The organism is Photobacterium rosenbergii (assembly GCF_003026455.1).
GTDB classification, from domain to species: Bacteria; Pseudomonadota; Gammaproteobacteria; order Enterobacterales; family Vibrionaceae; genus Photobacterium; species Photobacterium rosenbergii.
Window position 1 is genome coordinate 335,618 of record NZ_PYMB01000001.1, and the last position, 23,517, is coordinate 359,134.

25 protein-coding genes, 1 pseudogene and 1 riboswitch are annotated in these 23,517 nt (G+C 43.9%); of the genes and pseudogenes, 10 read left to right on the forward strand and 16 right to left on the reverse strand.

The genetic code is table 11. From position 1 onward, the window contains the following. Positions 1–2: 2 nt before the first annotated feature. The 4 genes and pseudogenes from C9J01_RS01615 to C9J01_RS01630 form a co-directional block, all read right to left on the reverse strand. A pseudogene (locus C9J01_RS01615) lies at positions 3–728 on the reverse strand (ABC transporter permease); the annotation flags it as partial. A gap of 103 nt (positions 729–831) precedes the next feature. Further along, the gene (locus C9J01_RS01620) at positions 832–1,620 is read right to left on the reverse strand and encodes an ABC transporter ATP-binding protein (RefSeq protein ID WP_107297382.1); all 789 of its coding nucleotides are present in this window, start codon (positions 1,618–1,620) and stop codon (positions 832–834) included. Between the two features lie 20 nt (positions 1,621–1,640). Further along, complete coding sequence (gene thiD, locus C9J01_RS01625; protein WP_107296362.1) at positions 1,641–2,468, reverse strand: bifunctional hydroxymethylpyrimidine kinase/phosphomethylpyrimidine kinase; 828 nt, start codon at positions 2,466–2,468, stop codon at positions 1,641–1,643. A 61-nt stretch (positions 2,469–2,529) separates the two neighbouring features. Next, positions 2,530–2,626: riboswitch (TPP riboswitch) on the reverse strand. Positions 2,627–2,823: 197 nt separating this feature from the next. Continuing rightward, complete coding sequence (locus C9J01_RS01630) at positions 2,824–3,396, reverse strand: PhnA domain-containing protein (RefSeq protein WP_107296363.1); 573 nt, start codon at positions 3,394–3,396, stop codon at positions 2,824–2,826. 254 nt (positions 3,397–3,650) lie between these two features. On the opposite strand from C9J01_RS01630, the gene C9J01_RS01635 reads away from it, so the two are divergent. After that, a complete protein-coding gene (locus tag C9J01_RS01635; RefSeq protein WP_107296364.1) occupies positions 3,651–4,139 on the forward strand; it encodes a hypothetical protein in 489 nt (162 codons plus the stop codon). 204 nt (positions 4,140–4,343) lie between these two features. After that, positions 4,344–5,582: a serine protease gene (locus tag C9J01_RS01640; protein WP_107296365.1), complete on the forward strand. Its 1,239-nt coding sequence runs from the start codon at positions 4,344–4,346 to the stop codon at positions 5,580–5,582. Positions 5,583–5,619: 37 nt separating this feature from the next. On the opposite strand, the gene C9J01_RS01645 is transcribed toward C9J01_RS01640, so the two are convergent. Both C9J01_RS01645 and codB read right to left on the reverse strand, forming a co-directional pair. Then, a complete protein-coding gene (locus C9J01_RS01645) occupies positions 5,620–6,906 on the reverse strand; it encodes a cytosine deaminase (RefSeq protein WP_107296366.1) in 1,287 nt (428 codons plus the stop codon). Between the two features lie 11 nt (positions 6,907–6,917). Then, positions 6,918–8,159, reverse strand: a complete 1,242-nt coding sequence (gene codB, locus C9J01_RS01650) for a cytosine permease (RefSeq protein ID WP_107296367.1) — start codon at positions 8,157–8,159, stop codon at positions 6,918–6,920. Positions 8,160–8,955: 796 nt separating this feature from the next. Here codB and C9J01_RS01655 point away from each other — a divergent pair. Further along, positions 8,956–9,621: a response regulator transcription factor gene (locus C9J01_RS01655; RefSeq protein ID WP_107296368.1), complete on the forward strand. Its 666-nt coding sequence runs from the start codon at positions 8,956–8,958 to the stop codon at positions 9,619–9,621. Between the two features lie 42 nt (positions 9,622–9,663). Here C9J01_RS01655 and C9J01_RS01660 read toward each other — a convergent pair whose 3' ends face one another. The 3 genes from C9J01_RS01660 to C9J01_RS01670 all read right to left on the reverse strand — a co-directional run bounded on the left by C9J01_RS01660 (position 9,664) and on the right by C9J01_RS01670 (position 11,177). After that, complete coding sequence (locus tag C9J01_RS01660) at positions 9,664–9,927, reverse strand: Lpp/OprI family alanine-zipper lipoprotein (protein WP_036821101.1); 264 nt, start codon at positions 9,925–9,927, stop codon at positions 9,664–9,666. 177 nt (positions 9,928–10,104) lie between these two features. Next, positions 10,105–10,698, reverse strand: coding sequence for an SCO family protein (locus C9J01_RS01665; RefSeq protein WP_107296369.1), 594 nt, complete (start codon positions 10,696–10,698; stop codon positions 10,105–10,107). Then, positions 10,695–11,177, reverse strand: coding sequence for a hypothetical protein (locus C9J01_RS01670; RefSeq protein WP_146157054.1), 483 nt, complete (start codon positions 11,175–11,177; stop codon positions 10,695–10,697). Before C9J01_RS01670 ends, C9J01_RS01665 begins: the two co-directional genes overlap by 4 nt. A 331-nt stretch (positions 11,178–11,508) precedes the next feature. On the opposite strand from C9J01_RS01670, the gene ansB reads away from it, so the two are divergent. Beyond that, entirely contained in the window at positions 11,509–12,570 is a 1,062-nt protein-coding gene (gene ansB, locus C9J01_RS01675) for an L-asparaginase 2 (protein ID WP_107296371.1), read from the forward strand. Positions 12,571–12,658: 88 nt separating this feature from the next. Here ansB and C9J01_RS01680 read toward each other — a convergent pair whose 3' ends face one another. Together C9J01_RS01680 and C9J01_RS01685 are read right to left on the reverse strand one after the other, a co-directional pair. Further along, complete coding sequence (locus C9J01_RS01680; RefSeq protein ID WP_107296372.1) at positions 12,659–12,934, reverse strand: hypothetical protein; 276 nt, start codon at positions 12,932–12,934, stop codon at positions 12,659–12,661. A gap of 160 nt (positions 12,935–13,094) precedes the next feature. Beyond that, on the reverse strand, positions 13,095–14,006 hold the full coding sequence (locus C9J01_RS01685; protein WP_107296373.1) for a polyprenyl-phosphate transporter: 912 nt from the start codon (positions 14,004–14,006) through the stop codon (positions 13,095–13,097). Positions 14,007–14,165: 159 nt separating this feature from the next. On the opposite strand from C9J01_RS01685, the gene C9J01_RS01690 reads away from it, so the two are divergent. Beyond that, on the forward strand, positions 14,166–14,603 hold the full coding sequence (locus C9J01_RS01690; RefSeq protein WP_107296374.1) for a GtrA family protein: 438 nt from the start codon (positions 14,166–14,168) through the stop codon (positions 14,601–14,603). Here the strand turns inward: C9J01_RS01690 and C9J01_RS01695 are convergent. Together C9J01_RS01695 and C9J01_RS01700 are read right to left on the reverse strand one after the other, a co-directional pair. Further along, positions 14,551–15,858 (reverse strand): sensor histidine kinase, encoded by a 1,308-nt coding sequence (locus C9J01_RS01695; RefSeq protein ID WP_107296375.1) that lies wholly within the window; start codon positions 15,856–15,858, stop codon positions 14,551–14,553. The genes C9J01_RS01690 and C9J01_RS01695 overlap by 53 nt on opposite strands. Continuing rightward, complete coding sequence (locus C9J01_RS01700; protein WP_107296376.1) at positions 15,855–16,535, reverse strand: response regulator transcription factor; 681 nt, start codon at positions 16,533–16,535, stop codon at positions 15,855–15,857. Before C9J01_RS01700 ends, C9J01_RS01695 begins: the two co-directional genes overlap by 4 nt. A 173-nt stretch (positions 16,536–16,708) precedes the next feature. On the opposite strand from C9J01_RS01700, the gene C9J01_RS01705 reads away from it, so the two are divergent. From C9J01_RS01705 to C9J01_RS01720, 4 genes are all read left to right on the forward strand, one after another. After that, entirely contained in the window at positions 16,709–17,728 is a 1,020-nt protein-coding gene (locus C9J01_RS01705) for a glycosyltransferase family 2 protein (protein WP_107296377.1), read from the forward strand. Positions 17,729–17,829: 101 nt separating this feature from the next. Then, positions 17,830–19,161 carry an ArnT family glycosyltransferase gene (locus C9J01_RS01710; RefSeq protein WP_237156836.1) on the forward strand — a complete coding sequence of 444 codons (1,332 nt, stop codon included), beginning with the start codon at positions 17,830–17,832 and terminating at the stop codon, positions 19,159–19,161. A 168-nt stretch (positions 19,162–19,329) separates the two neighbouring features. Continuing rightward, positions 19,330–19,581, forward strand: a complete 252-nt coding sequence (locus C9J01_RS01715; protein ID WP_107296379.1) for a hypothetical protein — start codon at positions 19,330–19,332, stop codon at positions 19,579–19,581. Positions 19,582–19,894: 313 nt separating this feature from the next. Then, positions 19,895–20,311, forward strand: a complete 417-nt coding sequence (locus tag C9J01_RS01720; protein ID WP_237156837.1) for a VOC family protein — start codon at positions 19,895–19,897, stop codon at positions 20,309–20,311. Positions 20,312–20,384: 73 nt separating this feature from the next. Here C9J01_RS01720 and C9J01_RS29740 read toward each other — a convergent pair whose 3' ends face one another. Both C9J01_RS29740 and C9J01_RS01725 read right to left on the reverse strand, forming a co-directional pair. After that, the gene (locus tag C9J01_RS29740) at positions 20,385–20,555 is read right to left on the reverse strand and encodes a hypothetical protein (protein ID WP_170114871.1); all 171 of its coding nucleotides are present in this window, start codon (positions 20,553–20,555) and stop codon (positions 20,385–20,387) included. A gap of 272 nt (positions 20,556–20,827) precedes the next feature. Continuing rightward, positions 20,828–21,139 (reverse strand): DUF3081 family protein, encoded by a 312-nt coding sequence (locus C9J01_RS01725; protein ID WP_107296380.1) that lies wholly within the window; start codon positions 21,137–21,139, stop codon positions 20,828–20,830. A 279-nt stretch (positions 21,140–21,418) separates the two neighbouring features. Between C9J01_RS01725 and C9J01_RS01730 the strand changes: the two genes are divergently transcribed. Next, a complete protein-coding gene (locus C9J01_RS01730) occupies positions 21,419–22,600 on the forward strand; it encodes an amino acid aminotransferase (protein WP_107296381.1) in 1,182 nt (393 codons plus the stop codon). A gap of 79 nt (positions 22,601–22,679) precedes the next feature. Here the strand turns inward: C9J01_RS01730 and C9J01_RS01735 are convergent, their stop codons facing one another. Beyond that, the gene (locus tag C9J01_RS01735; protein ID WP_107296382.1) at positions 22,680–23,483 is read right to left on the reverse strand and encodes an alpha/beta fold hydrolase; all 804 of its coding nucleotides are present in this window, start codon (positions 23,481–23,483) and stop codon (positions 22,680–22,682) included. Positions 23,484–23,517: the final 34 nt, after the last annotated feature.

A 23,517-nucleotide genomic window follows, 5' to 3' on the forward strand; every position in this document is an offset into this window, starting at 1 on the left:
AGTTATTGGCTTTGCCATGGAATGGCTTTTTTTAATAAAAGATCGGTAATGAAGTACAGGCTGATAGAGAAAAACGCCAAGATAAACAAAGCGGCGAACATCTCATCGACAAACATGCGTGCATTGGCTTGCAGCATTAAGTACCCAAGGCCTTCACTTGAACCCACCCATTCACCAATCACAGCACCAATTGGCGCGACGACAACCGCAACGCGAATACCTGATGCCAAAGCGGGTAGTGCGGCGGGTAAGCGGATCTGCCAAAGTTGCTGCCAACGGGAAGCTCCCATCGTGGTGGCCAGATCAAGGTAGCCTTTTGGTGTATGGCGAAGGCCGTCATAACAGCATGTCGTGACAGGGAAGAAAATGATCAGTGCAGCCATGACAATTTTTGACGCCATGCCATAGCCGAGCCACAGCATCAGAATGGGCGCGATAGCAAATACCGGTATTGCTTGGCTAGTGATCAGTATTGGCAGTAGCCAACGACGAAGAGGCTCAAATACCAGCATTTGCAGGGCAAAGAACAGCCCCATAGCTAAGCCAAGCAGCAAACCAAACAGGACTTCAGTACCGGTTACCACAGTGTGGTGCCACAGTACATCTGCCCGTTCAACTAGCTTGGAGAGGACAGCAACAGGACCCGGCAAAATGAAAGGTGGTAGGTCAAAGATAACGACACTGGCCTGCCATAAACCCATAATGATTGCCACGCTAATGACAAAGCGGGAGATATGTTGCGACAACAGTGACTTATTAACCTCATTAGTATGCTGGTTAGCCTCTTGTTGTTCCAACAAAGGGTTCTGTAGCTTCGGAGATACTGATTGATCAGACATAGTCATTCTCCAGCTCATTGATGATCCCTTGCTGGTGGGTGGCGAGCTCACCATCAAATTGCCTTGGTGGTAGGTTAGAGGGGACTGGCAAGGCTCTTATTGAAGCTGGGGTACCTGCCATCATATATATCTGGTGGCCAAGCCGAAGTGCTTCTTGCGGATCATGGGTGATCAACAATACGGTTTTCCCTTCGAGTAATTTTGCCGAAAGAGACTGGAGCTTATGCCTTGTGACAGCGTCAAGGGCCGAAAAAGGCTCATCCATTAAAACAAGAGGTTTGTCTTGCATCAGAGTACGAGCCAAAGCCACACGCTGGCGCATCCCGCCAGAGAGTTGGTTAGGCATTACGTCCGACTTATCAGCTAGCCCAACAGCTTCCAGTAATGCCTGAGCACGTTGTTTGTCTGCTTTCTGAGCTTTACCAAAACGCGCACTTAAGCAAACATTGTCCATGACATTGAGCCAAGGCAGTAGTAAATCTTGCTGGGCCATGTAAGCGATGTTGCCGTTTAGTGGTAACTTGTTGCTTGTGGAGATAGTGCCAGTCCATGCAACGTTGTCCTCCAACAGGCCAGCAAGATGGCGGAGCAGTGTTGTTTTGCCGCAACCGCTCTTCCCCAGAAGGCAAGTCCATTGACCGGCTGGCAACTCAACGTTTAACTGGCTAAATAATGGGGTGCTGGCGTCGTTATATCGAAGTATTAGATCCTCGATTTTGACCGCCATCCCTTTAGCAACATAAGAATTGCCAGATGTGTCTGATGCAAGATTGCTATTCATCTTGTTTATCGCTTCCATGCTTACTCTGGTTTGAAGTGGCCTGCAAAGAAATGATTCACCGGTCCGTGGCCAGAACCGATTTCAAGTTCATCTGCATGTTCGATGGCTTTGGTGATGTAGGCTTTGGCATGTTTTACAGCGTCTTGCAGTGGGTACTCTTGAGCAAGGAATGAGGCAGTTGCTGCCGATAGCGTACAGCCAGTACCGTGGGTATTGCGGGTCGCAATTCGCGGAGTGCTCATACGGATAACATCACCTTCAAGAATCAAGAGGTCGGTACTGAACTCGTCTTTTTCTAGGTGGCCACCTTTCAATAGAATTGAACGTGAACCAATGCTGCGCAATGCAGCGATCATTGCTGTCATTTCTTGCTCAGTTTCAGGTAAATCTGAGCCAATCAATGCTGCTGCTTCAGGAAGGTTCGGGGTGATCACGTCGGCGAGCGGTAGTAGCTCGGCCTTCAGTGTTGAGATCGCATCTTGCTCAAGCAGTAAATCACCACTTGTTGCCACCATAACTGGGTCAATAACCAAGAATTTAGGCTGATACTGGCGTAGTTTTTTAGCGACCATGCGAATGATATTAGCGTCACTCAGCATGCCAATTTTAACGGCCTTTACATCAAGGTCGGTAAATACAGCGTCAAGTTGTTGCTCGACAAAGGCAGGATCAATACCAAGGATACCTGTTACGCCTTGGGTATTCTGGGCAGTGAGTGCTGTGATCACAGAGCATGCATAGCCGCCAGTTGCGGAAATGGCTTTGATGTCGGCTTGAATGCCTGCGCCGCCACCACTGTCAGAGCCAGCGATGGTAAGGGTAATCGGGGTCTTTGATGAAATTGGCATAGTTACCTCTATCTAAGACGTAAGGTAGCTAATACCATCGAACCGCAGTGGGGCACGAGAAAGGGCATTACAGCTAGTTCCCTACGCCATTATTAAATGGATCAGGTTCAACGGGTCCCACTACGTGGTCTCAGCGCTCGGCTCCCCGACTAACGGATAAAATTTGTACTTACGGGCCAATGTTGAATATTGACCTGAAAAAAACAGTTTTCTGGCTTAAATGCCTGAAGATGTGACTAATCTAAACATGTTTTTTACGATAGGGCAAACATGTTAGGAATAAAATGAGGTGTATGGATGAAGAATAATACAGAAGGGGAATAAAGAGGCAGCCACACTGTGGCTGCCTTGGTAATTACATTTTTTTGCAGTATGCCGCAATGATTACCATGTTAGTACCTGCTGCTTTACCCGAGATGTGTAATGGGTTATCAGTCAGGCGGATACCACGAACAGCAGTACCTTGTTTGATAACAAGGTTAGAGCCTTTCACTGGCAGATCTTTGATGATAGTGACGTTGTCACCTGCTTCAAGAGCCGTACCGTTTACATCCACGGTCTTGATTGAGTCAAGCTCAGCAAGGGCGATACCCTTTTCAGCCCATTCAATCATCTCTTCTTCCAAGTACATCATATCAAGCAGGTCTTGAGCCCATGTTTCAGAAGACAGACGCTTAAGAAGGCGGTAAGCCATAACCTGAACAGCAGGTTCTTGGCTCCACATGCTGTCGTTCAAACAACGCCAGTGGTTTTGATCTAGCGTTTCAGCGTCTTCGATTTCTGTACGGCAAGTTCCACATACCATCACACAGCTACCTGCTGTTTGGTCAGGAGACGCAGGAACTTCGTAAACGCTCAGACTGTCTTCTGATCCACATAGTTCACATTTAGCGCCAGCGCGCTCTTTAACGATTGATTCAATGCTCATAGGAATATTCCAAGGAAGTGTAATGGTTTTAGTTACCATACAGGTAACTGTTCTGTTTATTATGCCATTTAATTCTGAGAAGAAAAGGAATGAAGATCAAGATCACATTAGTCTCATTAACTTACGGGCAAAAAACAGACTAATTGAACGTCTAAGTAAAAATAATGCAACAAAAATGTAGGAGATATTGTTGAGTTGAGACTAAGATCAAATAGCCTATCCAAGTAGTTACAGAAAAAGAAATAGGAAAATGTATGAAAAAGGCACTTTTTTTACTTTCAGCTTTAGCACTTATTGGTTGTGATGATGAGGATGTAGTGAACACAGTATCAGGCAATGCAGAAGTGTTTGCCGTTACCGGAGCTGAAGTTGAAGGAGCACAAGGTTACACCAGCATTGATAGCCTAGAAAACCAATATCCAATCACTTTGCCCGATGAATTCCCAGCAGGCTCTGAACAAACGCTAGATAGCCGGTTAGGATCTCTAGGTATAGATATAGAGGATACAGATTGCGGTATTATTGATACCAGTGGCGATGTTTGTTTTGGAGCTGGGAGCGATACAGTTTGTGTACCCGATGAGGTCACTAAATTAGGTATCAAACTTTATACCATCGACATTGATGAAGTGAAACGCGCCTATGACAATGGTTTCTACCCTAAATTAGCGGCTGATTTGCTAGGTGATACCTTTTCTGACTTTGATATTGAGCGTGTAAGTTGCTCAAGTATTGGGTTGTAGTTGATAGTCGGTTGAAAGGCAGGCCTTAATGTAGCATACATAGGCCTGCTATATTCTTTTAGTTAAAAGAAACACCATTACTGTTTCATTCCTTTAAATTAATTTCATTAAATGACTCGCAACTTCTATTTCTGACTGGTTTTTGACTAGGGGTTTCTTGCTAATTTAAGCCACTACTTTTGGGTTATTAAGCGGTAAGAAGTAATGAAAAAGAAAGGGATATTCGGCCTTTTAGGTATTTTGATCAATATTCCGTGTATTGGTTATGCTGCTGAAATTGAGAGCTATATTGTTGGCGGCAATCCTGTCAGGCAAGGTGATGAAATAACCTGGATGGCCTCAATAAGAAATACGACGGACAATACTTCACATTTTTGTGGAGGCAGTATTGTTAATAAGGAGTGGGTATTAACTGCCGCCCATTGCGTTGTGCAGGGTATCGCTGGCAATGAATTTACGTTGCCGCCTAATAACCTAGCTGTGATGGTTGGAAAATTGTCTAGTGAGGTCGTTGACACTGCCGATCTATATCAGGTCACCCATGTTGTCGTACACCCTGAATACTCTCCGAACGCTGAAACTAAAATTACGGTCGATGAAAATCAAAACCAGACGCAGGAAGTGGTTAAGTTAGCATTAGACAATGATATTGCGTTGCTTCGCGTCAATCGATCGTTTCCGTTTCCTACGGTAAACCCAATTAAATTAGCTGATCAGAAAATAGCACAAAGGCTCGAGGCGAGTTTGGCTGGTGAGTGGAACGAAATCAATCGCCCAGCCAATACTGTGGTTTCTGGTTGGGGGGCGACAAATAGTGATGGCACCGGTATATCAACAAACCTTATGTATACCGAACTCTCATATTTGCCAATATCAGATTGCTTCAATTTACTTGAAAGGGGCAATGATGAACACTTTATCATAGGTAGCCCGATGAACTTGACGAAAGTTTGTGCCTTACCACCTGATATTTTGTTTGATGAAGAAGGTGACCCCCTCGGATATGGGCCTGATGCCTGCAAGGGAGACAGTGGTGGCCCACTCGTAACGAAAGATATCGACGGAAGGTGGGTGCAGTTAGGGGTAGTGAGTGGAGGCCCACAAGGAGCCCCTCTTTGTGGCGCATATTTACGTCCAGGTTTTTATGCGCGAGTAGGTACATATTTTGATTGGATAAAGGAAATAGTTGGTAAGATTCCCGATAGCCCAATCTCCAATCCAGACTTTATGGAAGATAAGGAAACTGGAACTAGTAAAGATGATGATCAAGACGTAGATACGGGGGAAGGAAAGGCCGACGAAGGGTGTAACCCCGAGGTCTCCGGTATCAGCCCGAATAATTGTGCCCTGAATTCAGATGGGGGAGGCGGTATGGTCAGCTATTTTGGCTTAGGAGGCTTGATTCTGATGTTGTTGAGACGACGAGTTTTATCACGCGATTAATTTAAAAAACAGCCACCCAGGAGGGTGGCTGTTTTCGTTAGCGGCGGAAAGAAACTGCTTCTTTACCGTCTGCTAGTTCAATATGGGTAACCGCTGGCTGGGTTTCAGCAATAACGTTACCGGCACGAATTGAGTAACGTACTGGCACTTGGCGGCGAACCGCATCAAAGCCATTTTCAGCAGGAAGAATAAGCAGGTTACCTGGCTTACCCAACTCAATACCGTAGCGGCTTTGAATGTTTAGCGTGGTCGCAGAATTAGTGCTGATCAAATCCAAAGATTGGTTGATTTGGTCGTAGCCCATCACCTGGCAAACATGCAGTCCCATATGCAGAACTTGCATCATGTTAGCTGTTCCCAATGGGTACCATGGGTCAAAAACATCGTCATGGCCAAAGCAGACATTGATGTTTGAAGCTAGCATTTCCTTTACACGGGTCACACCACGGCGTTTTGGGTAATCATCGAAACGACCCTGCAAGTGGATATTGACCAGAGGGTTAGCAACAAAGCTGATGCCTGACATTTTCAGCAGTCGGAACAGCCTTGACGCATAGGCGCCATTGTATGAGTGCATCGCGGTTGTGTGGCTAGCAGTTACTTTGTCACCCATTTCAAATTTATGGGCAAGTGCGGCTAGCGTTTCTACAAAACGGGATTGCTCATCATCGATTTCGTCACAATGAACATCGATTAGGCGATCGTATTTACGTGCCAATTCGAATACATAATGAAGGGATTCTACGCCGTATTCACGAGTAAACTCAAAGTGTGGGATTGCACCGATAACGTCAGCGCCCAACTTCACGGCTTCTTCAAGAAGTTCTTTGCCGTTCGGGTACGACAAAATCCCTTCTTGCGGGAAAGCCACAATCTGGATATCAACCCATTCTTTCATTTCTTCACGCACTTCAAGCATGGCTTTCAGGGCGATAAGTGTTGGGTCTGAGACATCGACATGGGTACGCACATGTTGCACACCATTGGCGATTTGCCATTTAAGCGTTTGTTTTGCGCGAGCTTTTACATCTTCAATGGAAAGCATTGATTTGCGCTCAGCCCAGCGTTCAATCCCTTCAAATAGCGTACCTGAAATATTCCAGTTAGGTTCACCTGCTGTTTGCGTGGTGTCTAGATGGATATGAGGTTCGCAGAAAGGAGGCACTGCCATACCCCCTTCACCGTCAAGCACAAGGCCGTTGAAATCAACGTGCTCGCCCATTGGCTTGATAGAATGAAATTTACCTTCGTTAATCAGTATCTGATGCAGGCCATCCTTGCCTTTGATGGTGACGTTTTTTATTAGCATGTTTGAGGTTTGCATCTTAGTTGTCCTTACGCGTTACTTGCACAAGCTTCGGTATCGCGATTTAGCACCGGGTTAAGGATAAGGTAGCTGATTGCACCGCCTAGCACGGCATTGATTGGAACAACACCTGGCAGGAAGTGACCGGCAGCAACACCTACAGCAACACCGATGATTGCAGCCCAGTTAACGGTTTTAAACTCTGCGTTCGCGAAATCTTTGTAACGATGACGGTTTTTAATGAAATCTGCAATGATAATACCACCGATTGGAGGAATAGCCGCCGACAAGAAGGTTAACCAACCAACGAAGTTATTGTAGAGCCATAGTGCACATAGCGTACCGATTAAGCCATTTGCCATAGAAAGGTATTTACTTGGTAGGCCAGTGACGTTTGAGAAGCCAAGACCTGAGGCGTATAGGGCATTGTCGTTGGTGGTCCAAATGTTCAGGCCAAGTACGATAATGGCTGGGATTAGTAGGCCTTGTGCAATCATTACCTCGGAGATATCCGATTGGCCGGTTGCTGCTGCGCCCGCTGCACCGAAGATGAACATCAGGGAGTTACCAATAAAGAAGGCAATCATAGTGACCATGACAGCGCCCATTGGCTTTTTACCGAAGCGAACAAAGTCTGCTGTTAAGGTACCGGCTGAAACAAATGAGCCGACAACCAGCGCCAGAGCGGTTGAAAATTCGATTGGGTTTTCAGGTGTAATAGCTTTGAGGCCATCAATACCACCAGTACTGCCTACAGCTTCAAATACAGAGTAACCACCAAGCAAGGCAATGGCTGGAACTGCGATAGCGGAAAGTACCATCAACGCTGAAATGCCAAAATATACCGTTGCTGTCATCAGAAGGCCCGATACCAGAATCAGGATGTTGGTATCAATACCCGTTGCTTTTTGAACGGGAATGGCAAACATAGCGACGCCGACACCAAACCAGCCGACTTGTGTACCGCCAAGAAGTAGGGAAGGAAGCCAAGAGCCTTTAGAGCCAAAAGAGAATCGAGCAAGAAGGTGGGTAGAGAGGCCAGTGGAAGAGCCGATGTATCCGAGGAAGGAGGTGTAGATACCAAGAATGAGGTTACCAATAAGAACAGCGAGGAAGAAATCATCATAGGAGAGCCCTGTTCCTAATGTCCCTCCGGTCCACATACTGGCTGAAAAGAAGGTCAGTCCGAGCATCACCATAGTAAGTGACACTACTCCTTTACGTGCCGATTTTGGCACAGGCCCTAGACTGTAGTTGTTATCGCCAGCCATTGAAACACCTCTAACGTCATTTAATAATAGTACTGATTTGCAGCTAAACGGCGCGTATTTTAGTGAATAAAAAACTGCTGTCAAATGTGTTTTAGGGGGATTTTCAGAAATTTATCAAAGGTCTAAATTATCTCCTTATTTAACAGTTAATTACATTTATTAGTATTGTTGACTGTAAAAAAGGAAATCGTTTGTATGATGGGTGTGAGCCTTAAATGGTGTCAAATATGATTTCAAATAAAGATTATTGATGTCTGCGTCTCAATATTCTAAGTCATGCGGAAAACTCCTTATATGAAAACGATTTCTTTTCACTAACTCATAGACTTAATAGTCGATAAAGAACTTGCTTATGTTTTTGGGCTTCTGTTTACATGTGAAAACAACCGCTGCGGCATGATTTTTGGTTTTGGTTGTTTTTTATAATGGTTTTGTGGCGGTTAATGTCGTTTTTTGTATGAGAAAACTGTTCATTGTGGCGCCGGGAAGGAAATGAACTTAAACCTGTGGATAACTTTATTATCCACAAAACTTGTGAGTAACTCTGTGGGAAATGGTTGAGAGCTAATCCCCATGCTGGCTTCAGTAAAGTCAATACCTGTGTTCATGAAATCATTATAAAAACATCATGAAAAATAAAGGTTATTGACACAACTCAATTTTGCTTTTCAACGATAATTGCTTGGGTGTTTTGGCTACAATCAGAGGCTGAGACTGCTTTATCACCTTGATTGCAGAGCATAGAGGCAGGATAATGCTATCTAAATGATAATGATTTCGATAAGTGTAGTGTTTTGTGTCTAAGATCCTTGTTGTAGATGATGATATTGTCCTTTGCGAGTTACTCCAGGAAGTACTCGAGGAAGAAGGGTACGACGTTCATTGTGCACATTGTGGGAAGACAGGGTTAGCTTACTTGCAAGAGCAGCCTGTTGATCTCGTTTTGCTTGATGTCATGCTTCCACATATTGACGGTATGCAGATGGCCCGGCGAATATGCCAGAGGTTTGCGACGCCAATTATTATGCTGACGGCATTAGGAGATGAGGCCTCATTACTTGATGGCTTACAAGCTGGCGCTGATCATTATATGGCGAAGCCTTTTAATGTGCCTGAATTGCTGGCTAGAATAAAATCTACAATGCGACGAGTTGGATTAGAAAAGCAACGTGGCAGTAATGTTTCTACTGATATGGATATCACTGAACAGCTGAGGCGAATTCCGTTAACGGGTACCGAGAGTGAATTGTTGGAGTATCTTGTCAAGCATAACGGTATTGTTGTATCAAAAGCTGAATTGCAGAAAGCGGTGCTTAAGAAAGAATTGAGCCCATTTGATAGAAATCTTGACATGCATATTAGCAACATTCGTCGCAAAATAGTTCAATCAGGATTACCAAAACAGCATATAAAAACCGTGAGGGGTAAAGGGTATAGTTTCTTGGAAGTAGTTGGGTTTTGAATAAAATAAAAGAGTGGCGCAATAATGCGCCACTCTTTGGTTTTACTTGCTGTAAGAACTAGCAATATTGTCGATACGCTGGTTTGCGCGCATAGCTTCTTGGTAAGCAGCGTCTGATGCCGCACGAGCATCGTTAACTGCACCAGCCATTTGATCTTGTTGGCTTTGTAATGCGCCTACCTGATCAGAGAGCATATCTACTTTATTGGTTAGTTGCTGCATTTGGTCAACTTCATCTGAGCTAGAACAACCGATAAGTGTTGCACTCAGAATAATACCGGTAAGGATAGATAATGAACGGTTCATTTTTCTTTCTTCTCCTTTGTTTGCCACTACAGACTGTTCGATAAAAGTTTCAGTCGGCAAATTCATTATGGCAGAAGTTGCGCAAATTGCTGCTTAAAGTGAAGAAAGAGTCAGATTTTTTTCTCTCAAAGATGAGAAAACCGGCCTGAGCGGGTTTATTTATGCGGAATACAGAAATTACGCAGGTGCGTTTTCATCAGCAAGAATCCGGTTTATTGCATCGACTAAAATATTCGGATTGAGGGTATGCTGCACTTTTTCTACCAAGGTGCCATCAGCACGGAGGAAATAAAAATAAGAGCTATGGTCTACCGCATATTCCAATGCTGAGCCTTCCAGTTCTGTGCGCATGTATAACACGCCGTATTTTTCAGCCAGTGCTTTTGTCTGATCAGCATCTCCTGTCATACCTATAATTTTTTTATGGAAGTACTGTGCATATTGAGCACTCTTTTCAGGCGTGTCTCGTTCAGGATCTAACGTGATGAAAATCGGCCACAGCTTATTAATTTGCTGATCATCGATTTGCTTCAAGGCAGCTGACAAGACGGCGAGAGAGGTTGGGCAGACATCCGGACAGTGGGTATAGCCAAAATAAATGACCCGAATTCTTTCATCCTCCGGGTTGTACAAATCAATGTCCTCTTTACCACTTTTCAACAGGTTAATAGGTTCACCGGCGACTTCAGATGGGGATTGGCGATCAACAATTACGCTAGTGATGAACCCAGCCGATAAAGCTAGAGCGAGTATAATCCATTGATATTTCACTTGATCATCCTTATTGAAACATAAACTGGTTGTTGTGAGCTATTTGCTGGTGGTGCTATTTTTCCTTGCCAGGTCATTTCGTCTGAAACACAAAAAGGTAATACCAATTCTCCAGAATATAGGTTGGTGCCGGTTTGGCGAATGAGCTTTTGTCGATAGACGCCCATCATCATTTCCTCTCCTTCAAGGGTTAGTTCCAGTGTCTCTGCTTGGGACGGTAATGATGGCCACTCTATTTGAATTTTAGCCGCTTCCATTGGTCTGATGATATTTCTATCTAACTTGATGTTTGCTCCATCAATGGCACATTTTTCATTACTCAAAAGGCAGTATGTGTGGGAAGAGTTATCTTTGGCGAGTGCTGCCTGATCACCGACCACTGCCCTGAGTTGAGGAAGCCCATCATCAAAGAAAAAGTAGCTCCCGGTAAAAGCAGAAAGAGCAAGGAAAACATTTCTATAACGTTTGCTACGTACCACTGGCTGTATCATCTCTTTGTATTGTACGTATTTGTGAATCTTATCACTGACTTGGTTAAGGAAAACAAACAGATGTTGATTTTTGTGAGGAGAGTGCGAGTTGGTGAAGTCCACACTGGAAGTGGGTTGTTAATCTTGTGATGGGGTGTTAGCAACTGTTTGTAAGGTATAGAAAATCAGTTAATCTCTTGAGCTTAGTCACCGAATGTGTAATTAGGATCACTTTTTTAATATTATAAAAGGTGATGTATACCACAAAAGTATTATCTGTTTGGAATAGTATTTTATTCATTGAGTTTATGTTGAAATAAATCACTATAAGGTAATAACAATGAAGAAGAATGCTGTATCCGTAGGTATGTTCTTAGCTGGTATGTGTCTTAGCTCTATGAGCTTTGCGGGTGATCTTCCAAACATCAAAATTCTAGCAACGGGTGGCACTATTGCAGGCGCTGGGCAATCGAGCACTGAGTCAAACTACACCGCGGGTAAAGTTGGGGTAGATGCGCTGATTGAAGCCGTTCCTGAAATGACAAAACTGGCGGATATTTCTGGCGAGCAAGTCGTTAGCATTGGTTCACAGGACATGAATGATGAAGTGTGGCTGAAACTTGCAAAACGTGTAAACGAACTACTTGCTAAAGATGACGTTGACGGTGTAGTGATTACTCATGGTACGGATACCATGGAAGAAACAGCATACTTCCTTGACCTAACAGTTAAGAGTGACAAGCCTGTAGTACTTGTTGGTGCTATGCGTCCGTCGACAGCAATGAGTGCTGATGGTCCCGTAAACTTGTACAACGCTATCGTTACAGCCACAGATACAGAGTCGACTGGTCGTGGTGTATTAGTCGCAATGAATGACACCGTTTACGACGCGCGAGATGTCACTAAGACAAACACAACTGCAGTGAATACATTCCAGTCACCTAATACTGGTGCGCTGGGTTATATCCATAATGGTGATGTGAAATACCAGCGTAGCCCTGAGCGTAAGCACACCACTGACACTGTATTTGATATTTCTAAAGTTGATAGCTTGCCAAAAGTCGGCATCGTATATAACTATGCCAACGCAACTGCTTTGCCAGTGACTGCAATGATGGAAGCAAACTACGACGGTATCGTCAGTGCGGGTGTGGGTAACGGTAATATGTACCATACCATTTTTGATGAGTTAGCTAAGGCGAGTAAAGAGGGCACAATGGTCGTGCGTAGTTCCCGTACTGCCTCTGGCTCAACAACATTAGATGCAGAAGTTGATGATGATAAATACGGCTTCGTTGCTGCAGGTTCTTTGAACCCTCAGAAGGCTCGTATTCTACTGATGTTGTCTCTTACACAGACTCAGGACTACCAAGACGTTCAGAAGATGTTCCAATACTACTAAGCACATTCGTATAATTACGGAAATGCGCTTGTAGTGAATGTCCTTTACTAACTGAAAGCCGCCACTGTAAGTTGGCGGCTTTTTGTTATTAATTAGTAGAGTGGTAGTGGATATCAAAAATTGACTCAGAACTACTGCTTGGCAGGCTCTGGATTACATGGGTCACAGGGCTGTTCTTGTCACCAGAGCTTGTTAGCTGCATTTCCAAAGGTCCATGCTCTTCTATTTCAGCTTGTGTGAGCAAGTAACTAGGGGCCGATGATTTTTCACCAACTGTTGTCAGGTGAAAATCCAACACATTGTTGGCAAAAGTAGATGCTGACGACAGGATTATGGCTAAGTAAAGGCAGTATGTTTTGTTCATTATGACACTCATTTAGGCTTTTCTTGCAAATAGTTGGTACAAGCTATGCTAACAATCTGGATGAAAATGAGTGTTTATCAACGTAAAGCTACGCAAATGAAAAAGCACCTTTAGTCAAACAGACTAAAGGTGCTTTGGATTCTATTGAAAACAGGTAACGCTATTTGTCTGCGACTTTTTCAAGTCCCCATACCAAACCGATACCCAACACCATCGCCACAACAGCATAGCCAAGTAAAGCAGGTTGACCTGTTACGTGTTCGAAGCTGAATGGAGACAAGTTTTGCTCAATTAAAGGCACTTGCTCACCGCTAGAGTTTGTTCTCCAAGTCAATGTTTCCTTCCAAGGCCAAATCTTGCTCAATGTACCAATCATCAAACCTGTCAAAAAGGTCAGGGCGATGTCGCGGTAGTTTCGTAGCACCCAAGATAGGACATGGGAGAAGGTTAGGAGGCCAATCACACAGCCACAAGCGAATAAGCCTAGTGTAATGATATCCAATGACTTTGCCGCACCTAGAATGGGTGCGTACATACCTAGCAGAAGTAGAATGAAGCTACCTGAAATACCCGGCAAAATCATTGCACAGATAGCAATAGAGCCTGCAAGCAAGATATTGAAGTATGTCGGCTCAAGCGTAAGCGGGTGAAGCACAGTAATACCGTAAGCGAAAATGGCGCCGGCTATTACTGCAATGATACGCGATGGCCCCCAGTGAGTGATCTGTTTGAACATATGGATCACTGAAATAATGATCAAACCAAAGAAGAAAGACCATAGCGGGATAGGATGGGTGTTAAGCATCCATGTAATGAAGCGCGCAAGGGTGAAGATGCTGGTCAGGATCCCTGACAGTAATAAAATTAAGAAGGTACCATTAACATGGTTGAAGGCCGCTTTAAACCCATCTTTCCGCCAGATGCCGATCAGGCTAGGGTTAACGCGTCGAATGCTTTCTAGAAGCGTGTCATAAATACCTGTAATAAAGGCAATTGTTCCGCCAGAGACACCAGGGACAACGTCAGCTGCCCCCATCGCCATCCCTTTTAGGAAGGTAAACACTTTGCTCATACTTTTCCGTCAGTTACCGATGAGATTTAAACTGGCGCTATTATACCTACAATGAGTGAAAAAAAAGTGTTTTCCTGTTGCTGAGACTGAAAATGGACATTTTTTTGACCATGACATTGCTAAATTGACTGCCAATATAGTTAGCTTGGGTAAGTTGTTGTGAATCAATCGAAAAATAGACGATTTTTGAAGTTTGCCATTGTCGGTGCTGGTGGTTTTTTTGTTGATATAGTAGTTACTTACATCTTGTCCCAGTTTGTCATGGCGGAAGTTGCTAGGGGAGCTGCTTTTTGGGTGGCTGCGAGTTCAAACTGGTGGCTGAACAGACAGTTTACATTTTCATCAAGTCAGCAAGAGAGGCCGCTTAAGCAATGGATACAGTTTTTGAGCGCGTCCAGTATAGGCTTTTTGCCAAATTGGGGGTGTTATTGGATTTTGATGAACAGTGACATAGGGCCGGCCACCTCATTAATACTATCTGTTGATGTATCAACTTGGTGGCCGTATTTGGCCATGGTGCCGGGTATATTGTTAGGGATGGGAGTTAACTTTTTGCTGTCTGACCGTTGGGTATTTCGTTTGGCTGCAATTCGATAATCGCTGTGCAGCCCTGGTATTCATTGGTTTGGTGGCGAAGTTGCCAATTGTATTTGCGGCAGATATCCGCTGCAATTAACAGCCCCAAGCCATAGCCCTTGCTACTATTCGTACTGCTTTCTAGGCCGATGCCAGTGTCTTCAACCGTGATCGTTGTTGGGCTTACCCGAATGATGACATGCCCTTGCTCAGTATAGGCAAAAGCATTTTTAATCAGGTTGCCCAGTAAAATCTTAAAGGCATTTTCAGGCATTTTTACTGTGATGGGCTGCGGAGCTTCAACATGCCAGCTAACGGCTTTTCCGGTCAGTAATGAGGTGTGTGCACCAGCAATTTCATTAAGTTCTTCACGTTCAACCTGCCTGATAGAAACCTTATCAAGATCCTCTTCACGCGTGAGGGACAACAAGGTGGTCACGAAATCGTTCATCTCGGTGCTCGCTTGTTGTAGGCGTTTTTGTTGCTTGGCGATAAATTTAGGGTCGTTTGATTGGCCAAGTAGCGAGATAGCTCCCTTCATCACCATAAGGGGGGTGCGAAGCTCGTGACTGGCATAGCGGTTAAATGAGCGTTCGCGATCGAGGAGCTCTTGTATATGGGTAACGTAAAGGTTAAAGCTATCAACCAACTGCAGCACCTCACGAGAAGTGATCCCTGAGGGCGCTGAGATAGGGGACAGGTCATTGGCTCGACGTGAGTCGATATCATTCGCGAGTTGGGTCAAAGGGTTAGTTAATCTAGCTGAAACCTTGAGAACAACCAAGAAGCTTACGATAAGCAGTAAGATTGAAATGCCTAATTGCTTTAGCTGGTTTAGAAATACTTGTTCTTCACTGATTTCATAAATGTAATCTGAAAATAATAAGTAGAGAACCTTTTCTGTATTGTTGACACTAATGCGGGTTTTCATCCCGAAATATTCAGTGCCTTCAGAATCAGTGCTTACTATTTCAAATGCTTTATCCCAAGGCGCATCCGGTGGAAAGACCGCTTGAGGGGGAAGTAAGCTAGGGTCTAGATAAGCATCTGTAAATGGTGGAATAGCGAACTTATCTATATCATTCTGATCTTGCAATACTTCTTGAGCAACAGCTTTTGCATGCATAAGTCGGTTGTTGGCATTGATTTGTTCAAAGTCTTCAAGTGTGGCGTCTAGCAGTGAAAAATGTAATGAAATGATGGCAAAAGCGATGATAGAAAAATAAGTGACGGTTAGCTGCTTAGCACTTTTTACTTTGTTTAGATGTTGCCTCACAACTCGTCCTCATCCACTAATTGGTAGCCGACTTTGGGCACATTCTTAATATAAGCATGTTTAAAAGGCTTATCGATCTGGTGGCGCAATTGGTAAATATGGCTTCTTAGTACATTACCTTCTGGTTCATTATCCCCCCACAAAGCAGCAATCATTTCTTGTTTGCTGACCACCTTGGGCGCTTTCATCATCAATAGCTTTAGGATGGTAAATAGGGTCGGGTTTAGGGAGAAGCTACAAATCCCACGTTCGACAGTATGGGTACTTAAGTCCAGTGTCATTTCGCCAAAGCTTAATGTGTTTAAAGCCGTTTCGCCCATTCGACGACGAGTAAGCGCTTTTATCCGGGCTTCTAAAATCTCTAGATCAAACGGTTTGACTAAATAGTCGTCTGCCCCGTGGGAGAAACCTTCTAGTGTGTCTTCACGGGTGTCCCTGGCTGTTAACATAAGGATAGGTGTATCGATACCGCGATCACGTAATGCTTGGCAAACTTCAAAACCATCCATTTTAGGTAGCATTACATCGAGGATAATAAGGTCGTAATGTTCGCTGCTACCAAGTTCTAAACCGTGCTGGCCATTGTTGGCATAGTCGAGTGTGTACCCTTTGATTTCAAAAAAATCGAAGATAACACCTGCAATATCTTGGTGATCTTCAACCAATAATAACTTCATGTAAGTACCTAAACCGAAATGACAATCTCGAGGATCGAGAAGGATAAGAGCAACAATTCACGTTACTTTATCATGACATAGTCAGGAGTGAAAAAAGTGTCAATGACCTTTTTCTCACACGCCTTTCAATAACCTATAGCGCATTACTTATGTTATGCCACTTGAGGTTAGCTATGTCTTCTATCACTGTCCTGTCGCAACACAGAGAGCGGCAGTCACATTTCAGACAGGAAACCCCTTATATATCAGTCATCATCCCGATGTATAACGAACAAGAGGTTTTAGCCGCTTGTCATAAAAGGGTGTGCAATGTCCTTGATAAAATGGGTAAGCACTGCGAAATCATTTATATCGATGACGGTAGCTCAGATGAGAGTTGGAACATAGCAAGCCAACTTGGTAGTGAGCACCATAGTATTAAAACCATTCGCCTTAGCCGAAACTTTGGTAAAGAAGCGGCTATGAGTGCGGGTCTTAAGGCTGTTACGGCAGAAGCTGCAGTGCTGATTGATGCTGATTTACAAGATCCCCCAGAGCTGATCCCTGATATGGTTGCCGAGTGGCAAGAAGGGTTTGATGTGGTGGATATGCAGCGCCGCCGACGCCTGGGTGAAGGATGGTTTAAGCGCTTTACAGCCGCCGCTTTTTATCAAGTTATGAACCGCCTCAGCGATATGCCTATCCCAGAAAACGTTGGCGACTTTAGGCTGATCAATCGGCGTGTCATTGATGAAATTAACAAGTTGCCTGAACGTACACGTTTTATGAAGGGGTTATTTGCCTGGCCGGGATTTAAAAGGGTAACGCTGCAGTTTGATCGTGATCCACGCCTTGCGGGGGAAACAAAATGGAATTACCGGAAGCTGATACACCTTGCTTTTGAAGGAATTACTTCATTTAGCACCCGCCCACTGCGTATTGCGACTGGGGCAGGGCTTGTTACCTCGTTTTCGGCCTTGCTATTGGCTGTCGTTGTTCTTACTAAAACCTTAATTTGGGGAGACCCTGTCGCAGGGTATCCATCTATGATGATAGTTGTTCTGCTAGTCGGTGGTGTCCAACTCTTGTCAATAGGGTTGATGGGGGAGTATGTAGGCCGGTTATTCATTGAAGCCAAGCAAAGACCTTTATTTGTGGTAATGGAAGAGAACTACACAACACCAACAATTGCTGCCGGGGAAGTACAGGCATGATCAAGCGACAATTATCAAACTTATCCTTAACTCAATTCGCAATCTTGCTGACATTCGGAACTGTCATTGTCAGGTTAGCCACCTTAGGGTTTTATCCGTTAATGGATACGACCGAAGCACGTTATGGTGAGATGGCCAGAATTATGTTTGATACTGGCGATTGGATCACCCCGATGTTTGACTACAATGTTCCGTTCTGGGGCAAGCCGCCACTATTTACTTGGCTCAGTGCGGGTGGTTTCGAGTTGCTCGGCGTGAATGAGTTTGCGGCTCGAGTGCCTCATCTTATCGTAGGTATTGCCATATTGGTCATGACTTGGTTCTTTGCTGCAAAAGTAAGAGATAACAAAGAAGCTTGGTTAGCCATCGCGATTTTGTCTACCACAACGGCTTTCATTGTTATTTCTGGTGCTGTCATGACAGACACTGCATTGACGTTTGCCGTGACCTTGAGCATGGTCAGCTTTTGGATGGCTTGGGAGTCTGGCAGTCGACTATGGGGATATTTGTTCTTCGTTGGTTTGGCGATAGGTATGCTTGCCAAAGGCCCTTTAACCATGGTGTTAGTAGGAATCAGCCTTGTCATCTGGCTAATGCAAGACCAAAGGTGGCGTCGTATTCCGACGGTTTTACCATGGAAAGGTGGGATTGCCGTATTCCTTATTATTTCTCTGCCTTGGTATTTGCTGGCTGAATGGAAAACGCCAGGGTTCTTAAACTACTTTATTATCGGTGAACACATCAAACGCTTTGTCGTGAGTGGTTGGCAAGGAGATCTTTATGGCTCTGCCCATGATGAAGTGAGAGGAACAATTTGGCTGTTTTGGTTCTTGGCTGCATTGCCATGGGCTCCAGTTTTAATGTACCAAGTCTCTCGTTTCTTCCGTGCCGGTGAGGAAGGTGTTCAAACTAGCAATGGCTATATGGGATATTTATGGTGCTGGATGCTCTCACCTATGCTGTTATTCACCATGGCAGGTAATATTCTACCGAGTTATGTCATGCCAGGGCTTCCTGCATTGGGTTTATTAGTGGCGGGCTACCAAAGCCAGCAAAAAATATCAGATAAAGTCTTCAAGGTTGGATTGATTACGCCTGTTTTATTAGTGATCACTGCTTTTTTACTGGGTAATAACCTAACAGGCAAAGAGTCGGAAAAGGTCTTGTTATCTAAGTGGGAAAAGCAAGTCGAGAAGGAAAACAGCGAATTGATCTATATCCAAAAGAGGCCTTTTTCTGCGCAGTTTTATTCAGAAGGGAAAGCAAAGTTGAATCAAGCGCCATTATCGGCATTGCTCACTAAGCCCAAAGAAGATGCGTTCTTTGTTATTGAAAAAGGGAAGATCCCTGCCGGATTCCTATGGGACAAATCACGATGTGAATTGCGAGCCGAATCGAATAAGCGCCAACTTGTGCACTGTAAAGCGAGTTAATTTGAATGCTAAGCAACCAACTACTTGGGTTTTTACTGAGATTATTTGCGTAGATCGCAGATTGTGACTTAGATATTTGGTTGTTTTTTAAACTGTGACATGTGCAGAAAAGCCTTTTGATAAACTATGGAATTATGGCTTCAGTGAAATAAAAAATGGAGTCTGATTATGTACCGTGATTTATTAGAAATCCCTGCAGAACATCAGTTTGTCCGTACTGATATGAAGTGGGATATAGGGAAAAAGCAGGATATTGATACCTTTTGGTATGATGAGAAAAAGGCAACGGGTGAGGTGATTGCTAAGTATATTGTGAAGGTCACTAAGTATATCTATCCGCCAAAGAAATCTGACATCAGCTTTAAAAAGTATTCTGCGGATGCTTTATCATTGCTTGAATCAGGTGACTTATCTCATTAACAAGTCGACAGATAACATCAACCTAAAAAGTGGCCTTGGTGCCACTTTTTTATTACCTAAACGGCATGAAAATACTGATTAAGAAAAGCCAATCAGTAATACCAAGTTAAAACCTGAATCATTGACGTTGAGATGTTTATCAAATTATTTTGTATATATTTGATAACTTCACACTAGAAATGAAGCGTAGAGCATTAATTGTGCAAAAGAGGTAGCTTTACTCTGTGACAGGTATCAAGGAATGTACGAAGTTGCTATTAACTATGTTGAATAAGATTTGTCTGAGGAATACACTACTCAGGTAACAAAATAAATGGAGTTTAATTTCAATATGATACCGCAAGATTCGACATTAAGAGTGGTCAGGCCTACAGATAATGTATCCCAAATTTCAGCCATGTACCGAGAGGCACTTGGTTTTGATTTACTTAAACAATTTGAGGATTATGATGGTTTTGATGGTGTCGTTTTGGGACATAAGCATCACCCATATCATATCGAGTTTGTGCACAAAATCGGTTCTGAGGTTGGAGGTGCACCTAGTCAAGAACATCTGTTGGTCTTCTATGTAGATTGCAGCCAAGCTTGGGAAAGGGCTTGTAGAAAGATGATAGATGCTGGGTTCTCGGTCGTAGAGTCAAGTAACCCATACTGGGAACAGGTCGGTAAGACGTTTGAAGATCTCGATGGTTATCGAATAGTGCTGCAGAACCGTGATTGGGACTTCTAAACCAGTGGTTCGATAGACGTACTAAAGCTCAAGTTGAAAAACTTGAGCTTTTTTAATTCATTCTGTAGACAAATTAGTGTTTCTGACGCGCTAGAGATTCGTAAGCCGATTTAAACATCAAGGTAAAACCTGCTTGTGTCAGTTCTTTTGCTGAGATCTCTGCTTTTTCTAGTCGACGGTAGCACTCATCCAAAGCAAGAAGCACTGTATCTACTTGATTGTTCTTTAACTGTTGTAGTTGCATGACATCATTCCCATCAAGATAGCTTGCCAATTAGACGCTGTTGAAACCATAAATTCCCGTAAAGCATACCGCTGCTTACATGAATGAACTCTGAATAATGCTGTTCATTTAATGAACATTGTTGGAATCAACACAACTATAATAGGAAGCGGATGTTAGTCATCTGTCATGGGATTGTCAGAGCTTTGTCAGAACTAGAGTTGGTAGCATAAAAAAGCTGCGCAATTTCAGTAGGATGGAAATTGCGCGTTATGAAGAAAGGTTGAAATGGATTAGTAATTCTTATCAATCTCTTCCAATTTATGGATAAACTCCTGAATCTGCACTTCGTTATTGTTGTGGAACTCAGTCGTAGTTTGGTTGATGACTGACTCTGGATCTTCATTCATGGTATGGAAGTGGTAGGTGTTATGAAAGTTGATATCCAAGGTGACTTTATCATCTGCTAGGCTGACTGAGTAACCATCAGGTGATTCTGTACATTTGATATCTTCTAGCTGGGTACCAAATTCAATGGTGTGACCCTGACTTTTAATTTTCTCATACACATTGAGTAGGGTGCGTACATCGACTCTATTTTTCATCTTGGCCTCCATCATGTACCAAAATTTGCATTTTCATGCAGCATCTATATCAAGCATGATTAAGTATACAAAACGAGGTTTTCCTACCTTAAATTTAGGCGTTTGCACGCAGTCTGCAATAGAACCCTAACAAGGTTTAACCTAGATCAATAATACGTACTGCCAAGCTTCACATTATTGAATTTTAAAGAAAATGAAATTGTTGCAAATTCATGATGACGGAACTCAAATGAAGTGGTAGCTTGAAGGTATGAACGACAACTAAACGGAATTTTAATCATGTTTAAGCAACTTGCCGAAGCGCAACTTGATCCTATTCTTTCACTTTCCATTGCTTATCGTGAAGATCCCCGAGAAGAAAAAGTAGATCTAGGAATTGGCGTTTACCGCAACAGCCAGGGTGAAACCCCGATTATGCAGGCGGTACAATTAGCGCAGCAGCAAGTACAAGCTAGTCAAAAGACTAAGGCTTACGTTGGCCTTGCGGGAAACGAGCAATTCAACCAGTCCATGATGGATCTGTTGTTGACGGGCACATCGGCTAAACCGCGCGCAGCAGCAGTGCAAACGCCAGGCGCTAGTGGAGCCTTGAGGATGTTGGCTGATCTTATCCATCTTGCCGAGCCTGAGACGACGGTTTGGATTTCCAACCCAAGTTATGTCAACCACAAGCCAGTGATGGAAGCGGCGGGTTTAAAAGTTCGCTATTACCCGTACTTTGATACAGCGACTAAGCAAGTGAATAGTGAAGCTATGTTGGCGGAGTTGGCAAAAGCTGGCCCCAAAGATGTGGTATTGCTACATGGCTGCTGTCACAACCCAACTGGGGCAGATATTTCTTTTGCTGACTGGCAAGCAATTACTGAATTAGCGAACAAGAACGGTTTTATGCCGTTTGTTGATATCGCTTATCAAGGCTTTGGTGACGGTTTAGAGCAAGACGCTGCCGGCTTGCAGCATATGGCGGATAACATCGGAGAGATGGTTATCGCGACGTCTTGCTCAAAGAATTTCGGCTTATACCGTGAACGAACTGGGGCTGCTATTTTGATTGGGGATACCCTGCAAGAAGCACAGAAGGCGAAGGGACGTATTCTGAATCTTGCCCGCTCTACTTATACAATGCCGCCAGATCATGGTGCAGCACTCGTATCGACAATTTTGAACGATAAGTCACTGACCCAAACTTGGAAGCAAGAGCTTAATGAAATGCAGCAGCGCCTTCTCTCGCTGCGAGCTGGCTTAGTGGGCGAAGTTCAGGCGTTGGGTTCCAACCATTTTGATTTTATCCAGCAGCATAAAGGCATGTTCTCTGTGACCGGGCTATCGCCTGAACAGATCGCTCGCCTGCGTGATGACTACGCGATTTACGCAGTAGGGGATGGACGTATCAATATTGCTGGCTTGCAAGAGCAGCACCTTGGCTACTTGGCCAAAGCCTTGGTATCGGTTTCTGCCTGATATATGCTATCCAACTAAAAATGGCCAGTCGATGACTGGCCATTTTTTATATGTTTGACTACCGTAAGGTAATTTAACGTTAAGCGGCGAGTGTATGGCGTTGAATAAACTCTATAGAGTGGTGGTTGAACTCATCAGGACGTTCGACATTACATACATGGCCGCAGTCTTCGAATTCAGTAAGGTAACTATGCTCATGTTTGTTGACCATTTCTTTAACCGGTTTGATGAACATGTAATCATTACCACCCATTAAGTAAAGGGTCGGGATTGGCAGTTCCTGCTCCTTGAAGTACTTCATTACCGGGTTCACATCTGCAGCAAGCTTGAACCAGCGTTTAAACTCATTCTGACACAACTTCTTCGCATCGTTGACAAACATCAGCCGAGACTCTTTCTGGGTCTTTTGCGGCATAACGATATAGGCAAATAGCTTATAAAGCCACATGTAAGGAATGAAGTGCTTACACATATTGCCTGCCGTTACCAGTACTTGAGAGCGGGTATTCAAACGGGTTACTGCACCCCCAAGCACCATAGTTTTTACTCTTTCTGGTGCGAGCTCTGCAAGGTTACGGATGATAATGGTTCCAAGGGAAATACCCACAAAATGGGCTGAGTGGATTTTAAGGTGATTTAACACCTGCACGATATCTGTGGTGACAGATTTGAACGTGTAAGGGTTTTTAATCATGTCCTGAAACATGTTGTTAGAGCGCCCGTGTCCTCGCAGATCAAGCAGAAGCAGGTTGAAGTGTTGCTTATAGGCCTTAATTTGCTTGAACCAGATGGAAGAGCTGCCACCTGCGCCATGAACAAATACAACCCAATCCTTGCTGGTTGGGTGAAGGTAAGTTTTATGAAACAACAAAGTATCTGACATGTATCGACTCATTTGGGTTTTCTGCGGGCAGTAT